Origin of the sequence: Rothia sp. P7208, assembly GCF_048512915.1 — a bacterium.
Lineage (GTDB): Bacteria > Actinomycetota > Actinomycetes > Actinomycetales > Micrococcaceae > Rothia.
Map to the genome: position 1 here is coordinate 369,763 of NZ_JBLXXW010000001.1, position 16,156 is coordinate 385,918.

A 16,156-nucleotide genomic window follows, 5' to 3' on the forward strand; every position below is an offset into this window, starting at 1 on the left:
AGATGGTTAGGTCACTATTTTTTGTTCGGCCCCGACCTTCGAAAAGATGGCAACATTGGTTCGTCCCGACGGTAAACTGACCCATGATCTCGACCCTATTGACCACGGCCCTAAAGATGAATGCGGAGTCTTTGGCGTCTGGGCTCCAGGAGAAGACGTAGCAAAACTCACCTACTACGGCTTATACGCACTACAGCATAGAGGCCAAGAATCTGCTGGTATTGCTACTAGCGATGGAAAACGAATTAACGTCTATAAAGATATGGGGCTGGTATCCCAAGTCTTTGATGAGCACACCCTCAACTCTATGCGAGGGCATATGGCAATTGGTCATTGTCGTTATTCCACCACTGGAGCCTCACATTGGGCTAATGCGCAGCCTACTCTTGGAGCTACCCCCCACGGGACGTTAGCTTTAGCGCATAACGGAAATATTACAAACTCTGCCGAACTCTACGACAGAGTTTTAGAAAAAAATAGTGGTGAGACACCCGAACGTGGCGAATTAGCACAAGGAAACACCACAGATACAGCTCTCGTGACAGCTCTTCTTGCTAAACATCAGCACCCCTCCCTCAAAGAGGCCGCTTTGGAACTCTTACCTACCCTCAAGGGAGCTTTCTGCCTTGTTTTTATGGACGAAAACACCCTTTATGTGGCTCGTGATCCACAAGGTGTGCGTCCCCTTGTCTTGGGAAAGCTTCATCATGATGGTTGGGTTGTCGCTTCAGAAACAGCTGCACTAGACATTGTCGGTGCAGCTTTTGTTCGCGAAGTTTCTCCTGGAGAGTTTCTCACCATCACCGAAGACGGCGTTCAATCAGAACAATTTGCCCCTGCAGAGCCTGCTGGTTGTGTTTTTGAGTATGTCTATCTAGCGAGGCCAGATACCACGATTAATGCTCGTTCAGTATATGAGTCACGGGTAGAGATGGGCAGACAGTTAGCACGAGAGCATCGTGTTGAGGCGGATTTGGTTATGCCTACCCCCGAGTCAGGGGTTCCAGCCGCAATTGGGTATGCTGAAGAATCCGGTATTCCTTTTGGTAATGGTCTTGTCAAAAATGCTTATGTTGGGCGTACCTTTATTCAGCCGTCGCAGACTATTCGTCAATTAGGTATTAGGCTTAAACTCAATCCGCTGCGTTCGGTGGTTGAGGGTAAACGACTCATCGTTGTTGACGATTCTATTGTGCGAGGTAACACTCAGCGTGCATTAGTGCGGATGCTCAAAGAAGCTGGTGCGGCAGAGGTTCATGTGAGAATTTCTTCTCCTCCCGTCAAATGGCCGTGTTTCTACGGTATTGACTTTGCCTCTCGTGCTGAGCTCGTTGCTAATACGATGAGTGTTGAGGAAATTGGAGAATCTTTAGGTGCTGATTCTTTGGGGTATATCTCAGAAGATGGCATGATTGCGGCGACTCAACAGCAACGTAAAAACTTATGTACCGCTTGTTTTACGGGTAAGTACCCTATTGAGATTCCAGAACGTATTGGAAAGAATCTCTTTGACGCCCAAGACACCGTTGCAGGTGCTAGTGGACCGTTATCTAGTTCTATTGCTGAGGTGACCGCAGAACGTCCGGTACCCCAAAAGCCAGAACATGCTCAGGCATATTCTATTCATACTCGCCAAGGCTCATCGTCTACAGCAGCAGGCCCCGTGGTGGGTGGGTGTGCGTCACGCTGTGAGCCTGGTCCAGATTCGGAATTAGAGTCTCTTATCTTGCCCGAAGATACGATTTATCCACAAACGACAAAGGAAGACCCCCATGACCACTGATTCTTCACAGATAACGTATGCTTCTGCTGGTGTAGATGTTGAAGCTGGCGACCGCGCTGTTGAACTAATGAAAGACGCGGTTAAAGCTACTCATAGTTCTGCGGTGGTAGGGGGTGTCGGTGGTTTTGCGGGTCTTTTCGACCTCAGCGTGTTGAAAGACTATCGCACACCGTATCTTGCAACATCAACAGATGGTGTTGGCACGAAAGTTGCTATTGCTCAAGCTTTAGATATTCACCATACAATTGGACACGATCTTGTAGGTATGGTGGTCGACGATATTGTTGTCACCGGAGCTAAACCTCTGTTCATGACTGATTATATTGCGACAGGAAAGGTTGTTCCTGAGCGTATTGCAGATATTGTTCGCGGCATTGCTGAGGGGTGTGCACTTGCTCAAACTGCTCTTGTAGGTGGTGAAACAGCTGAGCATCCTGGCCTGTTAGGCGAACATGAATACGATGTGGCAGGAGCCGCTACAGGCATTGTTGAGTCAGATGAATTACTTGGCCCAGACCGTGTTCAGGATGGAGATGTTCTCGTCGCCATGGCGTCTTCGGGGATTCATTCGAATGGTTATTCTTTAGTACGTAAAGTGGTAGAGCATTCTGAGTTCACTCTAGAGAGCCATATTCCAGAGTTGGGGCGGACTCTCGGTGAAGAATTGCTCGAACCGACGCGTATCTACACCGCAGCATGTTTAGAGCTCTTAGAGAAGTTCCCTGTCAATGGTGAAGACGGACATACCGGTTCTGGTATCCGTGCTTTCTCTCATGTAACAGGTGGCGGTTTGGCTGCTAATCTAGCACGAGTTTTGCCGCAGGGTCTGATTGGTGTAGTCGATCGTTCAACATGGGAGGTTCCCGCAATTTTCCGTTTGGTTGAACGTCTTGGTTCGGTCCCTCTGGCAGATATGGAAAGAACCCTCAATATGGGTGTGGGCATGGCTGCGGTTGTTTCATCTCAGGTTGCTGATGAGGTTGTTTCTTCTGCCTCAGAACAAGGCATAAGTTCTTGGATTTTAGGTGAGGTTCGTAAGGATGACGGCTCTTACTCATCATGCGAGGATTATGTTCAAGGAGCTAAGGGCGTCGATGGTGGCGCTGCTCTTTTGTCTAAGACGTATCTTTAGCTCAACAAGGTGAAGAGTAAAGCTCTTCTTCTCGTCTCATGAGAGGAGAAGAGCTTTATTGTGTAGCTGAGTAGTACCGTTCACCAAGATGTTTTAGGTGCGTTTGCGTATAAAAAAGTAGTGTACCCCTCGGGGCACACTACTTTTTTATTGTCTCAAAATGACTAATCGAGAAGATTAGTCTTCATCAACATAATCGTCAGAATACTTGTCGAGGTATTCTGAGTAGTCGTCCTCATCATATTGATGACCGGATGACTTTCTGGATGAGTTATTTTTGGCACCACTGAGCTCGCGTTCGAGCGCAGAGTAATCGGTCTCGGGGCTGTAGTATTTCATCTCCCGAGCCTGCCGTGTTGCTTTAGCCTTTTGACGGCCGCGCCCCATGGCGTGACCCCCTCTTTATCCATCGTGTCCGGTGGGCCAAGTGTGTGAGCACACAGGTAGCCCCGGAATCCTCTTACAGTCTTTCCTGCTTAAGGGTACATGTTTTTTATTAGCTGTGCTTAATTCGTATCCCTTTGAGAGGAAATTAGTGACGATATTTACTCTTAAAACCGTGAAAGGGCCGTATTTCCCTCCATAGAATCTCAAAAAATGTTTTTCAGATTACATATCGTTACGATTCTTCTCAGCCTCATGAAGCGTCTGCACGACTACATTAGTTGAGCGAGAGCAGCCGCCACGTCACTACGCCACATATACGTTGCTTTGCGATCTGCGCGTGTTGGCCCACCATTAATAATTCCTAAAGGCTTCTGGTCTTTATGGGCTTCAAGAGCAAATTTATATCCGCTCATCACCGCTAGGGAACTGCCCACAACAAGTACAGAACGGCAATCACGGTACATCTGCCAGGCTCGTGTTTTTCGCTGGGCAGGCACGTTCTCGCCAAAATATACAACATCAGGTTTGAGGAAAGTCTGTTGGCAGTTCGTGCAACCAACCATCTGAAAGTCAGAAATTAACGCATCGCTAAGCGACACATCTCCATCGGGGTTTACTTGAAGATTTTGGTCCTCTAACCGTTCTAGGTATCCGGGGTTTTTCTCTTCAATTCTGAGGTCTAGTTCGGCACGGTGTTCACGGTTTTGGCAGATAAGGCATACGACGTACTCTAAGTCGCCGTGAAGGGTGAGAACGTTCCGTGATCCTGCACGCCGGTGTAATCCATCAACGTTTTGAGTGATAATACCTGCCAGTTGCGAGCGCTCTTCAAGTTTGGTGAGTAGGTAGTGTGCTGCGTTAGGTTCGGCTCTTCGCATTCTGCGCCAGCCTACGTAGGAGCGGGCCCAGTATCGTTGGCGTGCTTCGTCGTCGTAGCGGAATTCTTGGTATGTCATCGGGCGGTGGTTTTTCAAAGAACCGCTTTCTCCGCGGTAGTCGGGGATTCCTGAGGCTGTGGAAACACCGGCTCCGGTGAGAACGAGGACTTGTCCTTCGTATAATAGATGCTCAATTCCTTCACGGGCGTATTGAGTGTCGTGGGCGGGAATTTCGTTTTCAACGATACGTGCGATGGAGCGTAGTGCTGATTGATGTGCGCGAGCAATTTCGGGGTGGTTGGTGAGCTCAATGCTGGAACTGTACATCGAAGAGCGGGAGGAGGATTCAAAGTTCACTCTCTTATTATCGAGGATGGCTCTGGTACAGGGTAGTATTCGTTGCCGTGAGAGTGTTCTCGTTCTTCTTGTTGTGGGGTTTTAACGGCGTGTTGCCACCCCGTGCGGGGTGGCAACATCATCGAAGGGGGGGCACCTGAGAGGTTTTTATCGGATGGATTCTAGGTGCAGAGTCTTTGGCTCTTGGTCGGTAACATCCACATGGACGGTGTCTCCTTCGTGGATATCGCCGGCAAGTATGCCCTGAGCTAAGCGGTTTCCGAGCTCTGTTTGAACGAGGCGGCGAAGTGGTCGGGCTCCGTAGGCGGGGTCGTATCCGTTGGTGCCTAACCATTGGATGGCGTTTTCGCTCACGTCGAGGCTGATACGCTTGTCTTCTAGGCGGTGTGCCATCGATTGTATTTGTAGTAGCACAATTTTTCCGAGGTCTTCTTCACTCAGTGGGTCGAACATGATGATGTTATCCAACCGGTTGAGGAACTCAGGTTTGAAAGAAGCGTTGACGACGTTCATGACAGCTTTGCTTCGGTCTTCTTGACTTTGCGTTGAGTCAATTAAGAATTGAGATCCCAAGTTTGAGGTCAAGATGAGGATAACGTTTCGGAAGTCCACGGTGCGGCCTTGTCCGTCTGTTAGACGTCCATCGTCAAGAACTTGAAGGAGGATGTCGAACACTTCTGGATGGGCTTTCTCTACCTCGTCGAGGAGTACAACAGAGTACGGGCGACGGCGTACTGCTTCGGTGAGTTGTCCGCCTTCTTCGTATCCGACGTATCCGGGAGGAGCTCCGACTAGTCGTGATACAGCATGCTTTTCAGCGTATTCAGACATGTCGATGCGAATCAGCGCGCGTTCGTCGTCAAATTGGAATTGTGCAAGTGATTTGGCGAGCTCTGTTTTACCTACACCGGTTGGGCCTAAGAAAAGGAACGAACCGATGGGGCGGTCAGGGTCGCTAATACCAGCACGTGAACGGCGTACCGCGTCAGCAACAGCTTGAACAGCTTGGTGTTGTCCGATGAGGCGCTTGCCGAGTTCGCTTTCCATGTTGAGTAGTTTTTCGCTTTCGCCTTGGAGCATTTTCCCTGCGGGGATACCTGTCCATGCGCTGATGACTTCGGCGATGTCTTCTGCTGTGACTTCTTCTGAAATCATAGATTCTTCGCGGACTCGGTCTTCTGCTTGTTGAGCATCAGTTAGTTCTTTTTCGAGGGAAGGAATTTCCCCATAAAGAAGGCGTGATGCTTCGGCCAAGTTTCCTTCACGTTGGGCGACTTCGGCACGGGAGCGTAGCTCATCGATGCTATTTTTGATGTCTCCGACGCGGTTCAGACCGGCTTTCTCTGCTTCCCAGCGCATATTGAGTTCGCGGAGTTCTTCTTGCTTATCTGCCATATCAGCCCGTAGCGCTTCGAGGCGTTCTTTGGAGGCCTCGTCTTTTTCTTTGGCGAGGGCAAGTTCTTCCATGGTCATACGGTCTACGGCTCTGCGTAAAGCGTCAATCTCTTCTGGAGCTGAGTCAATTTCCATACGTAACCGTGATGCGGCTTCGTCGATGAGGTCGATGGCCTTATCTGGTAATTGGCGTGATGGGATATAGCGTTGCGAGAGGTTTGCGGCGGCAACGAGTGCGGAGTCTGCGATGGCTACTTTGTGGTGTGCTTCGTAGCGTTCTTTGAGTCCACGCAAGATACCGATGGTGTCTTCGACGCTGGGTTCGCCTACGTATACTTGCTGGAATCGGCGTTCTAAGGCAGCGTCTTTTTCGATGTTCTGGCGGTACTCGTCTAGGGTGGTTGCACCGATGAGTCGAAGTTCTCCGCGAGCAAGCATAGGTTTGAGCATGTTTCCGGCGTCCATGGACCCTTCAGATGCTCCGGCGCCGACGACAGTATGTATTTCGTCGATGAAAGTGATGATTTGGCCTTGGGAGTTTTTGATTTCGTCAAGAACTGCTTTGAGTCGTTCTTCAAATTCTCCACGATATTTTGCTCCTGCGACCATGGATCCTAGGTCGAGGGAGATCAGTGTCTTTCCGCGTAAAGATTCGGGGACGTCTCCTGAGACCATGCGTTGTGCAAGTCCTTCAACGACTGCGGTTTTTCCGACGCCAGGTTCGCCAATGAGTACGGGGTTATTTTTAGTGCGTCGTGAGAGTACTTGTACCACTCGTCGTATTTCGCTGTCGCGTCCGATGACGGGGTCGAGTTTTCCGCTTCGTGCTATGGCTGTGAGGTCTGTTCCGTACTTTTCCAGGGCTTGAAAAGTTCCTTCGGGGTTTGGAGTATCCACTTTTTTACCTCCTCGTATGTTGGGGATGATTCCTTCAATGGTTTGTGCTGTAGCTCCGTTATTTTTTAGGAGTGTGGCTGCGGCGTTTTGTCCCTGAGCGATTCCTAGCAAGATGATTTCTGTAGAGATATAGCTATCTCCAAGTTTTTGCGCTTGCGTTTGGGCATTTTCTAGTGCGTGGAGAACGTCTTGGCTTATTTGGGGTTTTGCAACTGTTGCTCCAGAAGTTGCAGGAAGAGTTTTAATCTGTGCGGAGACTTTTTCAGATAGTTCGTCGAGGTTTACCCCTGCAACTTTAAGTGTTGCTGCGGCGAGGCTCTGGCGAGTATCTAGCATCGCTTTTAGTAGATGTTCTGGCTCTATTGATGGGTTTTTGAGAGTTTGAGCGTAGCTATTTGCTTGGTTGAGCAGTTCTTCTGATGCGCTTGTTAATTGCATGTTCATATAGTGTCCTTTCTGTGTCGTGTGCTGTTTTATGATGTCCGAGCACTCCATTAACGATACCCGGTTCAACTAACTTGAGTCTACAACGCTCAACTTAGTTTATGCAATACTTCCCAGAAAAAACGTTTTAAAAATATTTACAGATACAAAAGACTATGATTCAAGAAACTCATAGTCGCTAGACTCGCGAGCTATCCGCTCTTCATCTTCTTCGGTAATACCCGCACTCAGTTTCGCAGAATGCCGGCAATAATTCAGCGCAAGAAAAAAGACTGCGAAGGCACTCACAAAAGTCAGGATTCCAGCAGTGTTACCAAAACCAGCAGCCAACCCAACGTAGTGTTCGCCAAATATTTGAGAGAGCGCAGAGATTGTTTTCCCATCACGCCGATCAGGACACAACACCCCAAAAGTAAAAGCCCAAAACCACGTAAGGCAATGCATATAAGCTAAAAACACAGGCAAGGAACGCCCATTTGAATACCTACAAGCGTCACGATAACCCCAATAACACCCGCACAGCAGAATAACCAAAAGACTAGGGGTGATACTTATAGCAAAAATCCACGTCAGTTCGCCTTGTGCGTCAAAAAGGATTCTCCCAAAACTAACCCATAAGGCGCTCAAGAAAGCACCAGGCACAGACAGCCTATATACGAGACGCCCAAAAACGCTCTGACACCTTATCAAAGTATTCTCATTGGAGAGTGTTGCAGTCACTATTCCATCTTAAAACACACAGCCCTCAAAGACGAACAACTCATGGTGCAACACACTTCAAGGCAACCTCCGATAGAGTAAACGTATGAGCGATACACAATATCTAACACCACCCGAAGCTGTTTTCTTTGACCACGATGGGACACTTGTAGACACCGAACCCATCTGGGAACAAGCCAAGCAAGCAATAGCACAAGAACATCACGCTTTTTGGACGGCACAAGATACCGCCGATTGCTTAGGAAAATCTATTGACGCTTCTTTGATTCGATTACAAGAAAACGGCGTACCTCTAGAGCTTCAAGAAATGAAAGCAGAGCTTCAGAAGCAGGCTGAAACAATTTTAGAGACTCATACCATTTCTTTAATTCCTGGAATACCAGAGGTTCTTCAAGAACTTCGCAAGGCGAACATTCCCGTCGGCATTGTCACCAATGCCATCACTAAAGTAGCAGAGCATACTGCCAGCTTATCCCCCGAAACTTTTTCAGTAATTATTGGTGATCAACAAGTTACCAACCCAAAGCCACACCCTGAGCCTTATCTGCAGGCCGCAAAGCAACTCGGCGTTAATCCTCAGCGTTGCGTGGCGGTGGAAGACTCTCCTTCAGGTGTTCAAAGTGCACTATCTGCAGGCATGAAAGTTGTTATTGTCCCAGGTGAGATAGATGTTATTAAAACCAAAGGGACGACTAAGGTTAGCCATGCTAACCTATCTCTTAAGGACATCCTTATTTTGAGTAATTCATAATAAAGCTTGCAAGGGCCTTCTATTCTTGATATATTCGTAATAACGAAGCGTTGGAAATCCCACATTTACCCAACACTTCACAGAACATCACAAATACACAGGAAGGCAACAACAATGGCAAACACTGCATCATTTACCGTACCAGGAATCACCGAGAACTCAGGACATCAGGTCGGAGAACTCCTCCAGATGCGCCTCCACGCAATGAACGACCTCCAACTCGTACTCAAGCACGCTCACTGGAACGTTGTCGGACCATCTTTCATCGGCGTTCACGAAATGATTGACCCACAGGTATCCCTCGTACGCACCTACGCAGATGACATTGCAGAACGCATGGCAACTCTCGGAGTAGCACCTAACGGACTAGCCGGAGACCTCACCGAACAGCGCACCTGGGAAGAATACCCCCTCGGCCGCGCTAAGGCGCTTGATCACCTCCGCGCACTCAACGAGGTATACACCCGCATCATTGAAGACCACCGCGTAGCCATCGCAAAGGTCGCAGACATCGACCCCGTCACCGAAGATTTGCTCATCTCTCAGACCGCAGAACTCGAAAAATTCCAGTGGTTCGTACGAGCACACCTCGAAGACGGCGAAGGCAACCTCGTCTAAGGTCTAAAGCACCTCTCTAGAGAGAAACCTAACAACCGGCTGTACACCATAAAAACTTATGGTGTACAGCCGGTCTCTCGTTATAAGGTAAAAACCATGGAGCAAGAACAGCACGAACCAACACCCCAAGAGATCAAACGCTGGAGACGATACCTCGCTGAAGAAATATCTGAAGCAAAAATTTACGCGTCTTTAGCACAACGATCACAAGGCGCCGAAGCTGAAATCCTCCACGAAGTCGCCACCGCAGAACAACGTCACCAAAACCATTGGAGACAGCTCCTAGGAGCACATGCAGAACCCACACCACGCCCCTCTATTAGTGCGTATATTCTCGAGTTCTTAGCAAAACACTGCGGAACCGTCTTCGTCCTCGCACTAGCTCAACGTGCAGAACAACGCTCCCCCTACGCCCACGACCCCCACGCAACCGAAGCCATGGCAGCAGATGAAGCTGTACATGAAGAAATAGTCCGAGCATTATCTACCGCCGGACGTGAAAAACTATCAGGTAATTTTCGTGCAGCTGTCTTTGGAGCTAACGACGGACTCGTCTCTAACGTCGCCCTCATCATGGGAATTGGAGCCAGTGGAGCCAGCTCAGAATTTATTCTACTCTCCGGCATTGCAGGACTACTAGCCGGAGCCCTATCCATGGCAGCAGGAGAATTCGTCTCCGTCAGATCTCAACGAGAATTACTCGACGCCTCAAACCCCACCCAAATCACCCTCAGCGTCGCAGACCAACTCGATATCAACCAAAATGAACTCAAACTCATCTATAAAGCACGAGGAATGAGCGAAGAAGCCGCAACGCACCGAGCACAAGAACGCTTCGGACAATTCTCTTGCGACTGTGACCCATCATTGTCCTACCAAGAAAACAGCAATACCCCATCAACAGAATCGCACACCACAGCTCTCGGTACAGATATTGGAGCGGCAGCAGCATCCTTCTCATTCTTCGCCTCTGGCGCGCTCATCCCCATACTCCCCTACGTCTTCGGAGCATCCGGAACATTCGCAGTCTTCCTATCGTTACTTCTCGTATCCACAGCCTTAGGTATTACGGGAGGAATTGTCGGACTACTCTCAGGCGCTTCCCCCCTCAAAAGAGGACTACGACAAATCGCCATCGGACTATCTGCTGCAACCATCACCTACATATTAGGCCTACTATTTGGCACCGGAGTCGCCTAATCACCCCCCACCAAAACGATACCCACCTTATGAGCTAAGCGCTCCAGAGTCTTTGAGCGACTGCACATTAGCTCTCCATAATGCTCGCTGAATCAAAAGCATCACAATTCCAGCAACACACATTCCCAAAACGTTAATTACCAGTTGAGCAGCAGAACCCACCACCTCTTTGGAAGAACCAATAGCAATTCCTAGGGCAAGATTCCCCACCGCAGGAATCGTCGTCACCGAAATAAAGACACCAATAAGCGCACTAGATTGGTGGGTGTCTAAAGCCCAAACACCCACTGCACCAGCAAGAACCGCAACCAAAAAAGACCAAATATTAGGACGCCAAATAAAACCGGTCTGAGGCCGTGCCCCTAACACATCCAATGGTGTAAAAAGCCCCAGATAAAGAGCAATACACGCTAACAACGTCACCACTACAGTTGCTAATAAATATCCACCCCATAAAGTGCACAAACTACGCACTATCAAAGAACGTTCTTTAAAAGCGACCCCTGTACACAAAGCAGCTACCGGAGCAAAGTCAGGGCCAACAACCATCGCACCCACCACCAAAATAGCGGAATCTGTCAAAACAGCAATCGCAGCAAGAATCACAGCAACAACAATAAATACCCCATAGGTGAGGCTGAAAAAACTTGAATTCTGGGCTTGTGCGAGCTGATTAGCCCACATTAAAGTATTACGTTCACGCCGACTCAGCATCGAAGAGTCCTGAACGCCAACAGGGCGAATCTCTTGAATACTCACATCCGAATATTCAGAAAGCAATTCTAAACAGTTCTCCAAAGCCTCTTCTGAAATACACCATTCAATCACATCTTGAGCATCATCTTGAACCGCTCCAGAACGAACCCTCAACTGAGATACCTCAGCAATCGCATGAAGCCGCCGAAAGACTTCTGTACTCATACGGGGAGAAACATCAACACGTAATTGCATGATTCCCATATATTCCACCTACTTTTCGTGAAGGCATCTCTCTGCGGATAGCGCAACGCCCCTGTGCCCACTATATAAAATATATGGTAAGCACAAGGGCGTTTCACGCTATCGCACAATAATGTTCACAAAAGAACTAGTCGTGTTTGACTTCCTCAATATATGCGTCTGGATCAAACGGAACATATTCTTGGTTAGGGGCAACACGGGATTCACGCTCATCAAGCTTTGAACCAAGAATACGGTTCATGATCAGCGCAATAGCGCCATCACCAGTCACGTTAGTTGCTGTTCCAAAAGAATCAAGAGCAATATACGTTGCAATCATCAAAGCAACCTGTTGATCGTTGAAACCAAGCATAGACTGCAAAATGCCAACAGCTGCCATAATAGCGCCACCGGGTACACCCGGTGCTGCAACCATCACAATACCGAGCATGCACACAAAACCAATCCACTGGCCCGTAGTCACATCAATATGCTGAGTGAAAGCGATAGCAATAGCAAAAGCTGTAATCTTTGAAGTAGAACCAGCGAGGTGAATTGTGGCGCACAACGGAATAACGAAGTTTGCAATAGGATGACGAACACCGTTTTTAAGCGTCTGACGAAGCGTAACCGGAATCGTCGCCGCAGAAGAAGACGTACCTAGTGCTGTCAAATACGCGTCTTTCATTGTCCACACAGCGGTTAAGGGGTTTTTACCAGAGATAGCTCCGGCAATACCATATTGGGTACCTAAAATAACAACTTCAAGAAGAAGTACCAGCACAACAACAACGGCCAAGGTTGAGATGACTTGAGCAGCTTCCCCAGAAGCACTCAAATTCAAGAAAATACCAAAAATATGTAATGGCAAAAGTGGAATAATAACGCGCATAATCAGAGCGTTAATAATTTCTCTAAATTCTAGAAAACCACGGCGCAACACTCCACGAGGAACAATAGAAAGCCCGATACCAATAACAAACGCAAGGATGAGAGCCGTCATGACGCCAAACGGTGGGGCCATCTGAATAGTGAAGTAACCGGAGGCCGCAGATAGCGTTTCTTCAGTAGCAGTAACGTTGTTAAAGGTGGAGGTGTCGATAAGTTTGGGGTACGCCAGCAAAGCAACAACAACCGTCAAGAAACCGGCAAACAAAGTAGAAGAGTATGCCAAGGCAGCGGTTAAACCTAGCCATTTTCCTGCGCCTCGACCCAAATCACCGATAGCAGGAACAACAAGTCCAATAATAATCAGAGGAATAGAGAACGATAAGAATTGAGAAAAAATATCGTTATACGTATAAAAAATCCGAGAGATTTCTTCAGGAAGTAATTGGCCAAAAATCAGACCAAAGACTATTGCAAGAATAACCCAAGGTAAGATTCCATATTTTTTGAGCAGAGACATAAGCTTCATTCAGTTTAAGACGAGTATTGTCTCCAAAATCTTCCCACTAGTTCGTACAGCTTCCAGACAACACACTGCATATTCACCAGTTCTGTGGTTCAACTAACGAAGATTATGGGGTACACCGCGTAAAATCTCCGTCATCTTCATCCCTCCCCACGATCCCTCCACATCACAAAACCCCTAGAGCACACACACCTTATCGATGAATATACGCTAGGGGTTTTGGTTCAAGACGGGAAGTGAAATTCTATAGGGATATTTCTACTTCCCCTAAGACTCTTACCATTTTTATGACTGAGCAAAAATCTCACGCATCAGCTGAGCAGCCTCAGACGGGGTTTTACCCACTTTGACGCCCGCGGCCTCAAGAGCTTCTTTCTTAGCTTGCGCCGTTCCAGAAGAACCAGAGACAATAGCCCCAGCATGGCCCATTGTTTTACCTTCTGGAGCGGTGAAACCTGCAACATAACCTACGACAGGTTTTGTGACGTGTTCTTTGATGAACTCTGCAGCGCGTTCTTCAGCGTCACCACCAATTTCACCAATCATCACGATTGCTTCAGTCTCAGGGTCAGCTTCAAAGGCTTCTAACGCATCGATATGTGTTGTACCGATGATAGGGTCACCGCCAATACCGATACAGGTTGTGAACCCGATATCACGTAGCTCAAACATCATCTGGTATGTCAAAGTACCGGACTTTGATACAAGACCGATTTTTCCTTTTCCGGTGATATTCGCGGGAGTAATACCCACCAAAGATTCTTCAGGGGTGATAATACCGGGGCAGTTTGGCCCAATAATTCGAGTCACCATCTTGCCGTTTTCATCAACAGAGTTCTTCGCATGTGCCCAGAATTCTGCGGCATCCTGCACCGGAATACCTTCAGTAATGACCACGACTAACGGCATTTTTGCGTCAATAGCTTCAATGACTGCGTCTTTAGAAAAAGCTGGAGGAACAAAAATTACGGATACGTCTGCGCCCGTTTTTTCCATAGCTTCAGCAACAGTGCCGAATACTGTTAGTTCAATATTTTCGCCCTGTGCATTCTGATGCGAAACGGTGCTTCCTGCTTTGCGGGCGTTAACGCCACCGACAATATGAGTACCAGCAGCAAGCATACGAGCGGTATGTTTCGACCCTTCAGCGCCGGTGATACCCTGAACGATGACTTTTGAGTCTTTGTTCAAAAAGATAGACATGTCTTATGTACCTTCTAAGAATTCTGTGTTTGAGATGATGCGTAGGCAAGTTCTGCGGCACGAGCTGCGCCGGAGTCCATTGTTTCTTCTTGATGCACAAGAGGGTGATTAGCTTCTGCGAGGATACGTCGTCCTGCTTCAACGTTATTTCCATCAAGGCGTACTACTAAAGGCTTAGTCGCAGAATCGCCAAGAATCTCCAAAGCACGTACAATGCCCTCAGCCACAGCGTCACAGGAGGTGATACCGCCAAAGACGTTGACGAAGACGGATGAAACTTGTTCATCACCGAGAATGATATCTAGTCCGGCTGCCATTACTTCAGCTGATGCACCGCCACCGATGTCTAAGAAGTTTGCAGGTTTGACATTTCCGTATTGTTCGCCAGCATATGCCACTACGTCTAAAGTCGACATCACAAGACCAGCACCATTACCGATAACGCCGACTTCGCCGTCGAGTTTAACGTAGTTGAGGTCGTGTTTTTTAGCTTCTGCTTCAAGGGGATTTTCTGCGGTTTTGTCGGCTAACCCTTGGTGTTCTGGCTGGCGGAACTCTGCGTTATCGTCGAGAGAAACTTTTCCGTCGAGAGCTAGAATCTTTCCGTCTTCGGTTCTTACCAGCGGGTTTACTTCAACGAGAGTTGCATCTTCTTTTTCAAAGACAGCGCCAAGTTGAGTCAACACTTCTGCGACAGGGGTTTGTAGCTCTTGGGAGAATCCAGCAGTTTTAACAATATTGTGTGCGGTGTCTAGGTCGAGACCAGTTGTGGGGTTGACCTCAACTTTAGCAAGCGCCTCGGGGCGTTCTTTTGCTAGCTGCTCAATTTCCATACCGCCTTCAACGGAGCACATCGCGAGGTATGTTCTATTAGCTCGGTCAAGGAGAAGAGAGAAATAGTATTCTTCTGCGATTTGTGCCCCTTGCGCAATCATGACGCGTTCAACGCGGTGACCTTTAATATCCATCCCGAGGATGTTTTGGGCGTGGGTGTATGCTTCTTCTGGGGTTTTTGCAACTTTGACGCCACCGGCTTTGCCGCGCCCGCCAACTTTTACCTGTGCTTTGACGACGGTTACTCCGCCAATTTTTTCGGCTGCTGCTTTTGCTTCTTCAGGTGTTGTCGCGACGATGCCTTCAAGCACGGGCACTCCGTGCTTTTCAAACATGTCGCGTGCCTGGTATTCAAACAGATCCACTAGATTCCTTCTTCGTTGAAGTAGTGCTGGCAGTGATGCATGCCAGCGTTCTTTCTTCTTGGATATTGTTTCTACCCCGCTAAAGAGAGGTAGAGCACAATATCTTCTTCAAGACACTTTAGCTCAAAGGAGGAATAGATGCAGGTCTATGCGATAAGAGCCCCTATTTTCTTCTTAAAACCTTGGCTTTGACTAGTAGATAATCAATTCTTAACTTTTTCAATAGTGTCAAGTAACGTCACTAAGAATGGTGCTGTTGTAGAAGAACGTGGAACCATCAGATATTCAAAACGGTCGATACGCCACAACATGAGTTCAGCTTCGCCCACGTTACAACGCCACCCCATACCAATATCAAATAGTTCTGGTGTAGCGTCATCTTCAAAAGTGACACAGCGGGCAAGCACTTCAGGAGCTTCTTCACCAGATAGCTCGATAACAGTCCTATTTGCAGAGACATCAAGAACAAGCCCCGGTTCTGAGCCGAGGGCACGATCTAGAGCACGCCCCAATTTTATGGGGTCTACGTGAGTAGCGATGAGGAAGGTATCCTCATGAACCCACAGAGCCGCCACAATTTGACGCGTACCATACAGAATCTCTCGTGCTTGAGAATCCCCCGTAACTTCACCGCGATGACGAGGAAAGTCAATGCCAAGCACCTGAGACATGCGTGCCGCAGCGACAGAGTCTGGTGCAACTTGAATACGTACCAATGTCAACGACGAAATTTCTCGAACCTGCACGCTCGTATCACTTACAGCATTCATTGCTTCGGTGAATTCAGAAGCAACAGAAGGCACAGTATCTCGTTCAGGCATCAGTAATCCTCCACAATG

The 16,156-nt window shown here is 48.1% G+C and carries 14 protein-coding genes; 5 read left to right on the forward strand and 9 right to left on the reverse strand.

Annotation, left to right across the window (positions count from 1 at the left end):
• Positions 1-55 precede the first annotated feature (55 nt).
• On the forward strand, positions 56-1,783 hold the full coding sequence (gene purF / locus ACN084_RS01715) for an amidophosphoribosyltransferase (protein ID WP_419105874.1): 1,728 nt from the start codon (positions 56-58) through the stop codon (positions 1,781-1,783).
• Positions 1,773-2,915: a phosphoribosylformylglycinamidine cyclo-ligase gene (gene purM, locus ACN084_RS01720; protein WP_419105689.1), complete on the forward strand. Its 1,143-nt coding sequence runs from the start codon at positions 1,773-1,775 to the stop codon at positions 2,913-2,915. The genes purF and purM overlap by 11 nt, the downstream gene beginning before the upstream one ends.
• A 177-nt stretch (positions 2,916-3,092) precedes the next feature.
• Here purM and ACN084_RS01725 read toward each other — a convergent pair whose 3' ends face one another.
• The 4 genes from ACN084_RS01725 to ACN084_RS01740 form a co-directional block, all read right to left on the reverse strand.
• The gene (locus ACN084_RS01725; RefSeq protein ID WP_419100997.1) at positions 3,093-3,302 is read right to left on the reverse strand and encodes a DUF3073 domain-containing protein; all 210 of its coding nucleotides are present in this window, start codon (positions 3,300-3,302) and stop codon (positions 3,093-3,095) included.
• A gap of 269 nt (positions 3,303-3,571) precedes the next feature.
• The gene (locus ACN084_RS01730; RefSeq protein ID WP_419105875.1) at positions 3,572-4,507 is read right to left on the reverse strand and encodes a Sir2 family NAD-dependent protein deacetylase; all 936 of its coding nucleotides are present in this window, start codon (positions 4,505-4,507) and stop codon (positions 3,572-3,574) included.
• A 177-nt stretch (positions 4,508-4,684) separates the two neighbouring features.
• Positions 4,685-7,273: an ATP-dependent chaperone ClpB gene (gene clpB, locus ACN084_RS01735; RefSeq protein WP_419105690.1), complete on the reverse strand. Its 2,589-nt coding sequence runs from the start codon at positions 7,271-7,273 to the stop codon at positions 4,685-4,687.
• Between the two features lie 153 nt (positions 7,274-7,426).
• Positions 7,427-7,993, reverse strand: coding sequence for a hypothetical protein (locus tag ACN084_RS01740; RefSeq protein ID WP_419105691.1), 567 nt, complete (start codon positions 7,991-7,993; stop codon positions 7,427-7,429).
• An 85-nt stretch (positions 7,994-8,078) separates the two neighbouring features.
• On the opposite strand from ACN084_RS01740, the gene ACN084_RS01745 reads away from it, so the two are divergent.
• The 3 genes from ACN084_RS01745 (at position 8,079) to ACN084_RS01755 (ending at position 10,562) form a co-directional block, all read left to right on the forward strand.
• On the forward strand, positions 8,079-8,744 hold the full coding sequence (locus ACN084_RS01745; RefSeq protein WP_419105692.1) for an HAD family hydrolase: 666 nt from the start codon (positions 8,079-8,081) through the stop codon (positions 8,742-8,744).
• Positions 8,745-8,858: 114 nt separating this feature from the next.
• Complete coding sequence (locus ACN084_RS01750) at positions 8,859-9,362, forward strand: Dps family protein (protein ID WP_419101001.1); 504 nt, start codon at positions 8,859-8,861, stop codon at positions 9,360-9,362.
• Between the two features lie 96 nt (positions 9,363-9,458).
• Positions 9,459-10,562, forward strand: a complete 1,104-nt coding sequence (locus tag ACN084_RS01755) for a VIT1/CCC1 transporter family protein (protein ID WP_419105693.1) — start codon at positions 9,459-9,461, stop codon at positions 10,560-10,562.
• Positions 10,563-10,589: 27 nt separating this feature from the next.
• Here the strand turns inward: ACN084_RS01755 and ACN084_RS01760 are convergent, their stop codons facing one another.
• The 5 genes from ACN084_RS01760 to ACN084_RS01780 form a co-directional block, all read right to left on the reverse strand.
• A complete protein-coding gene (locus ACN084_RS01760; RefSeq protein WP_419105694.1) occupies positions 10,590-11,522 on the reverse strand; it encodes a DUF389 domain-containing protein in 933 nt (310 codons plus the stop codon).
• Positions 11,523-11,649: 127 nt separating this feature from the next.
• Entirely contained in the window at positions 11,650-12,909 is a 1,260-nt protein-coding gene (locus ACN084_RS01765; RefSeq protein WP_419105695.1) for a dicarboxylate/amino acid:cation symporter, read from the reverse strand.
• A gap of 291 nt (positions 12,910-13,200) precedes the next feature.
• On the reverse strand, positions 13,201-14,118 hold the full coding sequence (sucD, locus tag ACN084_RS01770; protein ID WP_419101005.1) for a succinate--CoA ligase subunit alpha: 918 nt from the start codon (positions 14,116-14,118) through the stop codon (positions 13,201-13,203).
• A 14-nt stretch (positions 14,119-14,132) separates the two neighbouring features.
• A complete protein-coding gene (gene sucC / locus ACN084_RS01775) occupies positions 14,133-15,317 on the reverse strand; it encodes an ADP-forming succinate--CoA ligase subunit beta (RefSeq protein ID WP_419101006.1) in 1,185 nt (394 codons plus the stop codon).
• A 203-nt stretch (positions 15,318-15,520) separates the two neighbouring features.
• On the reverse strand, positions 15,521-16,138 hold the full coding sequence (locus tag ACN084_RS01780; RefSeq protein ID WP_419101007.1) for a hypothetical protein: 618 nt from the start codon (positions 16,136-16,138) through the stop codon (positions 15,521-15,523).
• Between the last annotated feature and the right edge of the window lie 18 nt (positions 16,139-16,156).

What these genes read in the sequence shown, in the direction of transcription:
- sucD (WP_419101005.1), bottom strand. Translation starts at nt 14,118, where the DNA reads ATGTCTATCTTTTTGAACAAAGACTCAAAAGTCATCGTTCAGGGTATC.
- ACN084_RS01750 (WP_419101001.1), top strand. Translation starts at nt 8,859, where the DNA reads ATGGCAAACACTGCATCATTTACCGTACCAGGAATCACCGAGAACTCA.
- purM (WP_419105689.1), top strand. Translation starts at nt 1,773, where the DNA reads ATGACCACTGATTCTTCACAGATAACGTATGCTTCTGCTGGTGTAGAT.
- ACN084_RS01760 (WP_419105694.1), bottom strand. Translation starts at nt 11,522, where the DNA reads ATGGGAATCATGCAATTACGTGTTGATGTTTCTCCCCGTATGAGTACA.
- ACN084_RS01765 (WP_419105695.1), bottom strand. Translation starts at nt 12,909, where the DNA reads ATGTCTCTGCTCAAAAAATATGGAATCTTACCTTGGGTTATTCTTGCA.
- clpB (WP_419105690.1), bottom strand. Translation starts at nt 7,273, where the DNA reads ATGAACATGCAATTAACAAGCGCATCAGAAGAACTGCTCAACCAAGCA.
- ACN084_RS01730 (WP_419105875.1), bottom strand. Translation starts at nt 4,507, where the DNA reads ATGTACAGTTCCAGCATTGAGCTCACCAACCACCCCGAAATTGCTCGC.
- ACN084_RS01745 (WP_419105692.1), top strand. Translation starts at nt 8,079, where the DNA reads ATGAGCGATACACAATATCTAACACCACCCGAAGCTGTTTTCTTTGAC.
- ACN084_RS01755 (WP_419105693.1), top strand. Translation starts at nt 9,459, where the DNA reads ATGGAGCAAGAACAGCACGAACCAACACCCCAAGAGATCAAACGCTGG.
- ACN084_RS01725 (WP_419100997.1), bottom strand. Translation starts at nt 3,302, where the DNA reads ATGGGGCGCGGCCGTCAAAAGGCTAAAGCAACACGGCAGGCTCGGGAG.
- ACN084_RS01780 (WP_419101007.1), bottom strand. Translation starts at nt 16,138, where the DNA reads ATGCCTGAACGAGATACTGTGCCTTCTGTTGCTTCTGAATTCACCGAA.